Source organism: Amycolatopsis lurida (assembly GCF_900105055.1).
Classification (GTDB): Bacteria; Actinomycetota; Actinomycetes; order Mycobacteriales; family Pseudonocardiaceae; genus Amycolatopsis; species Amycolatopsis lurida.
The window spans coordinates 3,435,519-3,446,729 of sequence record NZ_FNTA01000004.1; the positions used below are offsets into that span (position 1 = coordinate 3,435,519).

Sequence of the window (11,211 nt, forward strand, 5' to 3'; positions counted from 1 at the left end):
CAATGGCGGGTTCACGCGTGTCGTCCTTCATCGCGCTGCACCTCTGCTCCACCCTCCGTCCCTATAAGGCTTCGACGTTGTCCTGCGTGACCGGTGCGAATCGGGTGGTCGGCTGGTCGGCGTCGTGCACTTCAGCCCGCTTGTACGGCGTCGGCGGGCGGCGCGGCGCCGTCTTCGGGGCGGGCTCGGGTGGCGCCACCGCGAGCCGCCGCACGGTGGGCTCGTCGTCCGGGAACATCTCGACCGGTTTCGGCGGCGGCCCGGCGGGCCTCGCGTGCGGGGTCCGGTCGAGCTTCGGCTGCGGACGGCGCGCGGGCAGCGGCTCGGGTGCCCGCGCGGGCTCGGCGGCCCGGCCGCGCAGCGCGGTGTGCAGGCCGTCCCACAGGGTGCCGTCGGTGTGGTCGCGCGGATCCGGGTCGACCAGTACGACCCCGATGATCGGGATCCGCCGTTCGGCCAGCTGCCGCGCGACGGTGTGCAGCCATTCCGTGTTCGCCTGCCCGGCGCGCACGACGAGGATCGCTTCCGCGCCGAGGTGTTCGAGATCCGTCCACGCGGTCCCCGGCTCGATGGAGCCGACGCCGATACGGCGCTCACCGGGAACCTTGGGCTCGTCGCGGTCCAGCACGCGGACCTTGGATCCGGCGGCCAGCGCGCGCAGGCCCGCCTTCGGCAGTTCGTCGACGAGCGCGACCGGGGCCTGTTCCGCGAGCTCGTTCGCGATGTCGACGGCCAGCGCGGCCGTCGTGGTGCGCGCTCCGAGGTCGAGCAGCGACACCGTCCCGTCGTCCTCGCGGATCGTGCGGATCAGTGTCTTCGCGACCCGTCTGCGTTCCTCCAGCGCACGGCGCTTCCGGAACCAGCGCGGCGGTTTCGGCAGCTGGGCGAGCACCGACGCGCCGAGATGGCGGGAGATTTCGCGGCGCAGGACCGGCCGGTCCTTCACCACGCTGCCGATGGCGGCGAGGACGAGGCCCGCCAGGAGGCCGAGCACCAGGCCGATCCCGGCGGCGGTGCCGGCGGACTTCAGCAGCGACTTCGGCAGGATCCGCGGCGCGTCCACGATCTGCGTCCCCGCGCCGACCTTCGGGGTGCCGATGCCCGCTTCCTGCGCACGGCCGTCGTAGTCGGAGATCTTGGACGTCAGCTCCGCGCGGCGGGAGTACAGCCGCTCCAGCTGAGCCGGGTTGGGGTTCCGCTTCGCCTCTTCGGCGACGATGTCGTTCTGGACGGTGCCGAGCTCGGCCTGCGCCTGGTTGCGCTGGTCGAGCAGTGCCTTCTGCTCGGCCGCCGCGCCCGCCTGGTTCCGTGCGACGTACTCGGCGATGAAGGCGTCGGAGAGCGCCTGCGCGCGGGCGATCGCGTCGGCGTTGTCCTTGCCTTTGACCGTCACCTGGAGGACGTTGTTCGTCACGCCCAGCGCGGCGTAGTCCTTGAGGAACTCTTCGGGCGGCTGGGTGCTGTTCAACTTCTTGAGCGCGTCGCCGGCGATCTTCGTCGTCTCCAGCACGGCGACGTCGGTCTCCATCAGCGTGCCGCTGTCACTGGGCGAATCGTCCGCGTGGACGACCAGGATCTTCGCCACGGCCGTGGGCGGCGACGGCAGGAACATCGCCACCAGCCCGCCGGCGATCAGCCCGGCGAGGGCGGTGGCCAGCCACAGGCGACGACGCCGCCGGACCGAGACCACGAGCCGCTGGAGATCGATGAGCGGCTCGGATTTCTCTTTTTCGGCGGTCGTCACGGGGTACCTGCCAGTGCTTCTCGATCTTTCCCGGCCTGCTTCCCGGGTTTCGCACCCGGGGCGCGGGTCGGCCGGACGGGGCGGATCAGGGCCGCTCCCACCACGGCCAGCCCCGCGTCGGCGCACGCCTCGGCGACACCGACCAGTTCCCACGCGGTCCGCGTGCCCAGACCGAGCACGACGAGCACGCCTTCGGCGGTTTGGTCCTCCACGACCGGCCTGGCCGGAGCCACCGTGACGACGGTGAACCGGCGGCCGGCGAGTCCGGCGATCCTGGTGGCCGCGGTCCGCGCGGCGTGATCGCCCTCGGCCACCAGCACCAGCAGCCGCCGCCGCGGGAGCCGGGACACGAGGCGGCGGTAGTGGACGTCGCCGTCGATCTCGTCGGGGGTGACGTCGATCCGCCGGATGTTCCACGGCTTGTCGTCGCCCAAGAGCTTCGCCCGCAGGCTCGGCTTCGCTTCGGGATCCGGCTCGTCGGCGATGTCCGGGATGTCGACAGTGGCCAGCACCGGGCCACCGAGCGCCGCCCCGATCTCTTCCTCGTCCCGCAACCGCCGGTCGGTGCGGGCCGCGAAGAGGTGACCGAGCAGCCCGAACACGAAGAACAGCGCCGCGCCGCCGAGGGCGAGCTGCGGCAAGGTCGGCGCCGCCGCCGAAGTCGGCCGCTCGGCCGCGCCCATCACGACCATGCTGCCGAGACCGCCGCTCGTGGTGTCGGTGGCGTTGAGGGTCGACATCGCCTGCTCGATCGACGAGCGCAACGCGGCCAGCTCGGTACGCAGCTGAACGGTCTCCACCGAGGTCGTCCCGTCGGAGACCTTCTCCGCCAGTTCGGTGATCCGCTGGTTCGTCTGCGCGACCTGCTGGCGCAAGGTCTCGCGGCGTTCCTGCGCCACCTTGACCGCGGCGTCGCCGGTGCTGGCGAGGACCTGCGTCGAGTACTTCACGAATTCCTGGGCGACCTGGTCCGCGACCTGCTGCGCGTGCTCGGCGGAATCGTCGGTCGCGGCGATGGTGATGACGTTGCCCTGCGCGACCGTGGTGCTCACCCGGTCACGCAGGTCGGCGCCGCTGCCGCGACCGAGGACGGCGGCGGCCCGGTCGAGCACCACCGAACTGGTCGCCACCTCGGCCTGGGTGAGCAGTTCGTCCGCCTCGCGCGGCCCCTGCAGCAGCACGTTGGACGTCGTCCGGTAGCCAGGGGAAAGGATCACCGACGATCCCGCGCCGACCAGGGCGCCGAGGAGGGCGAGGGCCACCAGGGTCCGCCACCTCCCGCGCAGGACCTGTCCGATCATGGACAGGCGCACCGTGTCGTCAGTCAAAGCCGGGATCTCCGTCCGGTGCGTGGGGGTGTGCATGAATCCCGTCGGACCGGCCACCGTGTTGGTTACAGGGTTGCCCGACTCTTGTTCAAAACGCGACCGGGAAGTCGATCACCGGACCGCGGCCGCATAGGCCGCGAGCAGGGCTTTCTGGGAGTTCTCCCACGACAGCGGACCGGCGACGCGCGCCCGTCCCAGCTCACCCATGGCGGCCCGCTGGTCCGGCGAGTCGAGCAGATGCGCGATCAGCTTCGCGAACTCCGGCTCGTCGTTCGCCGGGGCGTAAAGGGCGGCCTCCCCGGCCGAAACCCTGGCCTCCCGCAGTTCGAAGGACACGATCGGACGGCTCATCGCCATGTACTCCATGATCTTGTTCATGGTCGACACGTCGTTGAGCGGGTTCAGCGGATCCGGCGAAAGGCAGACGTCGGCCGAGGACAGGTAGCGCAGCAGGTCCTCGTCGGAGATCCGGCCGGTGAACTCGACCTGGTCGTCGAGCTTCAGTTCCTTGGACAACGCCACCATGGCGTCGAAAGCGTCGCCGGAGCCGATGAACACGGCGTGCCAGTCGCTGCGGCCGACCTCGTCCCGCAGCGACGCGAGCGCGCGCAAGGCGTAGTCGACGCCGTCCTGCGGGCCCATCACACCGAGGTACGCCAGCAAATGCGGCTTGCCCTTCTTCAGTTCGGGCTCGGCCGGAACCAGGTGGAACCGCTCGACCACGGGCGCGCTGCGCACGACGAAGACGTCGTCCGGCGACTTGCCGCCGCGTTTCACGGCGACGTCCTTGTAACTCTCGTTGGTCGCGATGACGACGTCGGCCGTCTTGTAGGTGCGGCGCTCCAGCGCGCAGACCGCGCGGTACAGGAAGTCCTCGCCGCGGTCGAAGCGCGAGAGATACAGCTCGGGGCAGAGGTCGTGCTGGTCGAAGATGAACTTCGCGCCCTGGCGCTTGAGGTACAGCGCGACAAGGAACAGCAGGTCCGGCGGGTTGCAGGCGTGCACGACGTCCACCCGGCCCACCTTGCGGGCGAGCCGCAGCGTGTGCCACAGCGCCGAGCCGTACTCCTGGACGTACCCGGCCGGGCCACCCGTCGCGGCCTTCAGCGGGTACCGCAGGATGTGGACGCCGTCGATGGTGACCTCGGCTTCGGTGTCCCGCTTCGTCCCTTGTGGACAGATGACGTGGACTTCCCAGCCTGCGTCGCGAAGCGTCTGGCACTCCTGCCAGACGCGGCGATCGAAGGGGACGGACAGGTTCTCGACGAGGATGAGAGCTTTACCAGGCAAGACCGACATATCCCTCTTCAGCCCGGCGACGGTCGGCGTCGGGTACGCGGACGAGATCGATGATGGTGTGGCCGCCGCCCGCCGGGAGGGCCGCGAGGACCTCCGGATCGGTGGAGCCGATGAGGCAGACCTCGGCGTGATCGACGACCTCGCCGACGGAGCCGGCGAGCAGCTGGCCGAGATGCGGCAACCTGCCCTCGATGTACTCACGGTTCGCGCCGATCAGCCGCGAAAGGCTGACGTTGGCGTCGTAGATGCGGAGGTCGTACCCCTTGCCGAGCAGGCGCTCGGCGAGTTCGACGAGCGGGCTCTCCCGGAGGTCGTCGGTGCCGGGTTTGAACGACAGGCCGAACAGGCCGACCTTGCGTTTCCCGGTGCGCGCCACCAGATCGAAGGCACGCTGGAGGTGTTCGTCGTTGGAGGGCAGCACATGCGACAGGATCGGGACGGCGACGTCCGCGCGGTGCGCGGCGTAGACCAGGCCGCGCAGATCCTTGGGGAGGCACGAGCCGCCGAAGGCGAACCCGGGGCGGAGGTAGGCGGGGCTGATGTTGAGCTTGCGGTCGGCGAGGAAGACGTCGATCACCTGATGCGAGTCGAGCCCCAGCGCCCGGCAGATCGCGCCGAGCTCGTTCGCGAAGCCGATCTTGAGCCCGTGGAAGGAATTGTCGGCGTACTTCGTCATCTCGGCGACCGGGATCGGGACGCGGAAGACCTCGCCGGGAAGGCCTTCGTACAGCGCCGCGACGACGTCGCCACTGGCCGCGTCGAGCTCGCCGATGACGGTCTTGGGCGGGTCGAAGAAGTCCTTGACGCTGCTCCCCTCGCGCAGGAACTCGGGGTTCACCGCGACCCCGAAGTCGACGCCCGCGGTGCGGCCGGACGACTTCTCGAGGATGGGGACGAGCAGATCCAGGCAGGTGCCGGGGAGCATGGTGCTGCGGAAGACGACGGTGTGCCGTTGCGTCTTGGTCGTGAGCGCTTCGCCGATTTCCTCGGCGACGCGCTCCAGGAACGCCGTCGAGAGGCTGCCGTTCGGCGCCGACGGGGTACCGACGCAGATGAGGGAGACTTCGCTGTCCGCGATCGCCTGTCTCACGTCGGTCGTCGCTCTCAGCTTGCCCGCGGCGACCACCTCCGCGGTCAGTTCCCCGATCCGCTCTTCGACCACCGGCGCCTTGCCGCTGGAGACGAGTTCGATCTTCACCGGGTTCACGTCGACCCCGACGACCTCGTGCCCGCGTCCGGCAAGGCACGCCGCCGACACGCAACCGACGTAACCGAGCCCGAAGACACTGATCTTCATGACGAATTCCTCCAGCCGCATTCCGCTGCCCGTTGGTCGGCGGGACGGCCGGGTTCGTTACCGGTGTCCGTCGTTCGCCTGCTTTTGGCGGAATGCCTGTGCGGCAAGGGAATTACTCATCGTCCGAGGGGTGCGAAACGCTACATGAAGCGCGTAAGGGTTTCGTCTCGATCTCTCGTACACGCGCGAAACACTCTCCCGGTTGCCCGGCAACGGCACCGGAATGTTCCGTACTGGTCAAGCCGTCGACGCCGCTTTTAGGTTGGTTTCGTCAACGACGAGCACCTGGGGAACCGATGCGTAAAACCCTGTCCAGAAGATCATTTCGCGCCGTCGGCGCACTGACCTTGGCCTTCACCCTCGCCGGCACGCTGTCCGCGGTGCCCGCGTATGCCGATCCCGGCCCGAACATCAAGGTCACGGCGGCCGTGCCGGACGGGCGCTGGCTCCGGGACGAGACCATTCCGATCGACCTGACGATCACCAACATCGGCGACGCCCCGGCGACCGAGGTCAAGGCGCAGGGAAGTACCTACTCCGGCCCGCATTACAGCTTCGAACCGAACACCTGGGGGGAGCTGGACTTAGACAGCCCCGGAGCGACCCTCCAGGCGGGCGAAAGCCGCACCTACCGCCTGACGGGCCTGATCTGGGCCGTCGAACCGGGCAATCCCGTGGTGAGACTCGACGTGAGGACCCCGGTCGACACCGATCGCGCGGACAACACCGTCGATGTTCCGGTGAACGTGATCCCACCCGAGACCACCGAACGTGTCGCCGGCCAGGTTTACGGGGACAAGAACCTCGACGGCGTGTTCTCCCCCGGAGAGGAGCTGGCCGGGATCACGGCGCGGATAGGCAGTTTCACCATGCCACAGGAACTGTCGGTGGTCACCGACGCCGCCGGACGGTTCTCCTTTGACGCCGTCCCGGTCGGCTCCCATCGAGGGCTGTACTTCCGGGACGTCGCCGGCGGCTGGCTGATGCCGGAAAGCACCGTGATGCGCCTCGATGGCAGCGGTAAGTACGAAGCACTGAGCATCCGGGGCCAGCAGCCGCTCAGCCAGGCACTTCAAGCGAAGATCGCGCTCGACAAGACGAGTTATGCGCCTGGAGGGGCGGCCAAGGCGACGGTCACGCTGACGAACAGCGGCGCCCACCCGCTCTCCGGCCTCTTCGTGACTTGCAGGGACGACTCCGGAACGGACCTGAAGATCCCGCAGGAACAATGGGGCGCGTTCGGCTCCCCGCAGGCGGGCGCCCTGGCTCCGGGACAACGACTGGTGCTCTCCGTGACCGCCCAGGTACCCGACATGGCCGCCTACTACGGCACCACGGCTCTTCACTGCGACTTCAACGGCAAGACCTACCTGTCCGGCCCGCAGGTATTCCTCGAAGCCAAGGTGCCCGGCAAGCGCGCCGACGCCCGGGGACTGGCCTGGGTCGACAAGAACAACAACTGGCGGCCGGACGACGGTGAAGGCCTCGCCAACACCGTCGCCACTTTGTCCACAAGGGACAACAAACTGGTTTCGTTCGCCAGGACCGACGCCAAGGGCTATGTGACGTTCCCCGGGGTCGCGGTCGGCGAGTACGTGTTCCGTGTGGCGGGCCCGTGGAAGCCGATTCAGGGCGACTCGACCATCCTGCACGTCGCGCCGCCCTACGGCTGGGAGTGGCGGGTGCAGCTGGAGCCGCGCTGACCCTCTTCCGACTGTGTGGATTTCGGGACATCTGACGTCCCGAAATCCACACAGTCGTCACTTACGAGGTCCTCAGCCCTGAACGAACTTCGCCGCCAGGCCCTGCCCGACCGAGGCCGACTTCCCGTTGTCCTCGATCGGCGACACCTTCGAGTTCTTGAAGCAGATGTAGGTCACGCCCGAGTCGACGCCGCCGTTCTTCGGGTCCGGGTTGATCCCGAGCGCCTTCGCGGCCGCGTAAGACGCTTCGCCGATGATGTCCTTCGGGCCGGTGTCGCCGATGACGGTGTAGAGCACCTTGTCGTTGTAGATCACCGCGCACGAGCCGGCGCCCTTGAGGCCGGCCTTCTCGAAGTTCCACGTGCTGCTGATGCTCGGCACGACGACGTACGGCGTCTGGTCGGCGATCAGCGCCTTGCCGTCGGAGCGCGGGTACGCGGTGCCGTCTTGGAACCACGGGTCGGTGTTCTTGTTGCAGCGCGCGGTCGGCTGCCCATCGCAGTCGACGTCCATGTCGGCCTTCCAGAACACGGCGCTCCCCGCGTCGCAGACCGCGATGGTCCGGCCGGTTTCCTCGTCGGTCTTGTATTTGCCGTTCGAGACCTGTTTGCAGCTGGTGGTCTTCGCCAGCAACTGCTGGGCGGTCGGGGCCGCTTCCGGTGATGCGGCGGCCGTTGCCGCGGGAGCCAACCCGGCGGCCACCACCATCGCCGAGAACAAGAGGAGTTTCCGCATTCCGAGCACCCCTTTGTTAATAAGACTTCTTTATCGAGGGTGCTCAGAATGCCGCCGCCGACGGCTTCGATTCAAGGGTTATTTTCCCACCGCACAAGGAAATCCGGTCAAAAGCGGGCAAGCCTGGCGACCCGCGCCATGAGCCGTCCCGCTCGGCGGTACAGCCCTTCCCGCTCACCGAGCACACTGTCGATCCACTCCTGGTCGACGTCGTGCCGCACCTCGATCCGCGGCCGCAGCCAGCCGTCGCGCGAAGCCGCGCCGCCTTCGGTCGTGTAGACCCTCGTCGCGCCGGAACGCCGGAGCCTGCTGAGCACCCGCCGGTCGTAGGCGCCGAACGGCGGCGCGTACGCGCGCACGGGTTTCCCGCTCAAGTCCGCGAGCAGTTTCGGCGCGGTTTCCAGTTCACGCCGGGCGTTCCGATCGTCGAGCCGCCGCCAGTCGCGGTGCTCCCAGCCGTGCGAGCCGATCGACATGCCCGCCTCGACCAGCTCGCGAAGGCCGTCGGCGTCGAGGAAACCCCGCTGCCCGATCCGGCCTGCCAGCGGGAAGAACTCGGCCGTGAGATCGCGCTCCACCAGCCTGGGGAGCGCGATCTCGACGTCCGAGGAGTTGCCGTCGTCGAACGTGAGGCCGACGTCTTCGCGTCCGGCCACGGTGTCGAGCACCCGCTCGAACTGTTCGACCGTCACCCATGTTTCGTTTTCACCGGGATCCAGCGCGCGCACGGGCCTGCCCACGCCGCCTATCGCCAGGATCACCATCCGCGCCTCATTCGGGACCGAGTGTGTTTCCCGATTAATCGAGTTGGCGAACGGAGTAGTTACATGATCCCGCAAGGTGTCCACGAACGGATTACTTGCGGATCTCCAGGGTGCAGCACTTCGGGCCGCCGCCCGCCTTCCTGAGCTCGGAAATGTCCAGGAAGACGACCTCGTAGCCGCGGTCGGTCAGCCGCGCCGCCAATCCGGTCGCCTCGACCGGCAGAACGACGTTGCGGCCGTCGGACACCCCGTTCAGGCCGAAGCACTCCGCGTCGGCCCGGTCCGCGATTACCGCGTCCGGGAACATCCGCTCCAGCACCCTCCGCGACCCGGCCGAGAAGGCCTCCGGGAAGTAGGCGATCTGGGCGGGCGTGGTGTCGGTGGCCTCGGCGAGCACGAACAGCGCGGTGTCGAGGTGGTAATAGCTCGGGTCGATCAGCCGCAGCGACACGACCGGGACACCGAGGACCTCCTGCGCTTCGGCGTGCGCGGCCGGGTCGGTCCGGAAGCCGGTGCCGGCGAGCAGGACCTTGCCGGTCCACGCGAAGTCGCCCTCGGCTTCGTTGATCTTCTCGGGCATGGTGATGTCGCGGTAGCCGTGCTCGACGAACCAGCGGCGGAAGTGCTCGGCCTCGGCGGTGCGCTGCGGCGCGCGGAACCGCGAACCGAGGACACGACCGTCGACGACGGTGCCGGAGTTCGCGGCGAACACCATGTCGGGCAGCCCTGGCTGGGCCTCGATCTCCTCGACGGTGTGACCGAGGCGCCGATAGGTATCGCGGAGTTCGGTCCATTGCGCCATCGCGGTGTCGACGCTGACCGGGACCGACGGGTCCATCCAGGGGTTGATGACGTAGTCCACCGCGAAGTACCGCGGCGGGCACATGAGGTAGCGGCGCGTCGTGGGTACACGGGGCTGCTGCTCCAGTTCCGGCATACCCGAAGGGTAAGGCTGACCTAATTCCGCAATCAATCGCTGTTCGCTGCGCATATACCTGCTAAACATTGCGTGTGAACACCATCGACCAGCGAATCGTTTCATGCCTGATGGCCAACGCGAGGTCCAGCTACGCCGACATCGGCAAGGTCGTCGGTCTGTCCGCGCCCGCGGTGAAGCGACGGGTCGACAGACTGCTCGAAACCGGGGTCCTGCGCGGCTTCACCGCGGTCGTCGACCCGGAGGCGCTGGGCTGGGGCACCGAGGCGTTCGTCGAGATGACCTGCAACGGCAACATCACCCCGGCCCGGATCCGCGCCCGGCTGGAGCCGTTGCCGGAGGTCGTCGCGGCGTACACGGTGTCGGGCGCGGCCGACGCGATCGTCCATCTGCGCGCCTCGGACATCCACCATCTGGAGACCGCGCTGGAACGGCTGCGCGGGCTGGAGATCGTCGACCGCACGGTGTCCACCGTCGTCCTGTCCCGGCTACTGGAGCGCCCGCCGACACCCGAAGCGTGACACCCTCGTTCCCGTGACCGATCAGATCCGCTCCAGCCACGACGGCGGCGTCGCCGTGCTCACCATCGACGCGCCCGCGACCCGCAACGCCCTGACGCTCGACCTCTCCGCGCAGCTGGCCGAGGCCGTTTCGCGCGCCGAAGCCGACGAAAGCGTCCACGCTCTGGTCATCACCGGCGCACCGCCGGCGTTCTGCGCGGGCGCCGATCTGGACACGCTCGCCGGCGCCAAGGAAGACGGGCTCCGCGCGATCTACGACGGATTCCTCTCGGTGGCGCGGTGTTCCCTCCCGACGATCGCCGCGGTCGGCGGTGCCGCCGTCGGCGCCGGACTGAACCTCGCGCTCGCCGCGGACGTCCGCATCGTGGGACCGAAGGCGAAATTCGTGGCCAGATTTCTCGATCTGGGCATCCATCCCGGCGGCGGGATGACGTGGATGATCCAGCGGCTCGTCGGCCCGCAGAAGGCAGCGGCGATGACGCTCTTCGGTGAAGTCGTCGGCGCCGAAGCCGCTGTCGAATGCGGGCTCGCGCTCCGGCTCGCCGACGGGGATCTGGTCGAGGCCGCCCGTGAACTGGCGAAACCCGCCGTCGGCGCGCCGCGCGACGTCCTTCTCGCGACGAAGCGCACGCTCCGGCACACCTCGTCGCTGACCGACCATTCTGCCGCCGTCGACGCCGAGATCGCACCGCAGCTGGCGTCACTCACCGCACCCGCGTTCACCGAACGGCTGGCCAGGCTGCGAGCGTCGATGACCGGCCAATGACCGTTCCTCGACCGGACTTCACTACGCTGGAAGGAGATACGGCTCACAATCGAGCCGCATCGCCGACCGTTACCATCGGTAACAGATAAACCGGATAATCCCCGCTCAGCGCCGAGC

10 protein-coding genes are annotated in these 11,211 nt (G+C 68.6%); 3 read left to right on the plus strand and 7 right to left on the minus strand.

The genetic code is table 11. The features are described 5' to 3' along the window. Nucleotides 1-61 precede the first annotated feature (61 nt). From BLW75_RS21200 to BLW75_RS21215, 4 genes are all read right to left on the minus strand, one after another. Nucleotides 62-1,744, minus strand: coding sequence for a Wzz/FepE/Etk N-terminal domain-containing protein (locus BLW75_RS21200; RefSeq protein WP_034310741.1), 1,683 nt, complete (start codon nucleotides 1,742-1,744; stop codon nucleotides 62-64). Then, on the minus strand, nucleotides 1,741-3,045 hold the full coding sequence (locus BLW75_RS21205) for a GumC domain-containing protein (protein WP_091599871.1): 1,305 nt from the start codon (nucleotides 3,043-3,045) through the stop codon (nucleotides 1,741-1,743). The genes BLW75_RS21200 and BLW75_RS21205 overlap by 4 nt, the downstream gene beginning before the upstream one ends. Nucleotides 3,046-3,183: 138 nt before the next feature. Continuing rightward, nucleotides 3,184-4,371 carry a glycosyltransferase family 4 protein gene (locus tag BLW75_RS21210; protein WP_034310738.1) on the minus strand — a complete coding sequence of 396 codons (1,188 nt, stop codon included), beginning with the start codon at nucleotides 4,369-4,371 and terminating at the stop codon, nucleotides 3,184-3,186. Beyond that, on the minus strand, nucleotides 4,352-5,668 hold the full coding sequence (locus BLW75_RS21215) for a nucleotide sugar dehydrogenase (RefSeq protein ID WP_034310804.1): 1,317 nt from the start codon (nucleotides 5,666-5,668) through the stop codon (nucleotides 4,352-4,354). The genes BLW75_RS21210 and BLW75_RS21215 overlap by 20 nt, the downstream gene beginning before the upstream one ends. Before the next feature lie 296 nt (nucleotides 5,669-5,964). Between BLW75_RS21215 and BLW75_RS21220 the strand changes: the two genes are divergently transcribed. After that, nucleotides 5,965-7,371 carry a hypothetical protein gene (locus BLW75_RS21220; RefSeq protein ID WP_034310736.1) on the plus strand — a complete coding sequence of 469 codons (1,407 nt, stop codon included), beginning with the start codon at nucleotides 5,965-5,967 and terminating at the stop codon, nucleotides 7,369-7,371. 72 nt (nucleotides 7,372-7,443) lie between these two features. Here BLW75_RS21220 and BLW75_RS21225 read toward each other — a convergent pair whose 3' ends face one another. The 3 genes from BLW75_RS21225 to ddaH all read right to left on the minus strand — a co-directional run bounded on the left by BLW75_RS21225 (nucleotide 7,444) and on the right by ddaH (nucleotide 9,807). Next, complete coding sequence (locus BLW75_RS21225) at nucleotides 7,444-8,106, minus strand: glycoside hydrolase family 75 protein (protein ID WP_034310734.1); 663 nt, start codon at nucleotides 8,104-8,106, stop codon at nucleotides 7,444-7,446. A 107-nt stretch (nucleotides 8,107-8,213) separates the two neighbouring features. Next, complete coding sequence (locus BLW75_RS21230) at nucleotides 8,214-8,870, minus strand: polysaccharide deacetylase family protein (protein WP_034310731.1); 657 nt, start codon at nucleotides 8,868-8,870, stop codon at nucleotides 8,214-8,216. A gap of 91 nt (nucleotides 8,871-8,961) precedes the next feature. Beyond that, nucleotides 8,962-9,807 (minus strand): dimethylargininase, encoded by an 846-nt coding sequence (ddaH, locus tag BLW75_RS21235; protein WP_091598015.1) that lies wholly within the window; start codon nucleotides 9,805-9,807, stop codon nucleotides 8,962-8,964. 74 nt (nucleotides 9,808-9,881) lie between these two features. Here ddaH and BLW75_RS21240 point away from each other — a divergent pair, with 74 nt between their 5' ends. Together BLW75_RS21240 and BLW75_RS21245 are read left to right on the plus strand one after the other, a co-directional pair. Continuing rightward, a complete protein-coding gene (locus BLW75_RS21240; RefSeq protein ID WP_005151923.1) occupies nucleotides 9,882-10,328 on the plus strand; it encodes an Lrp/AsnC family transcriptional regulator in 447 nt (148 codons plus the stop codon). A gap of 13 nt (nucleotides 10,329-10,341) precedes the next feature. Continuing rightward, a complete protein-coding gene (locus tag BLW75_RS21245; protein WP_034310728.1) occupies nucleotides 10,342-11,094 on the plus strand; it encodes an enoyl-CoA hydratase in 753 nt (250 codons plus the stop codon). Nucleotides 11,095-11,211: the final 117 nt, after the last annotated feature.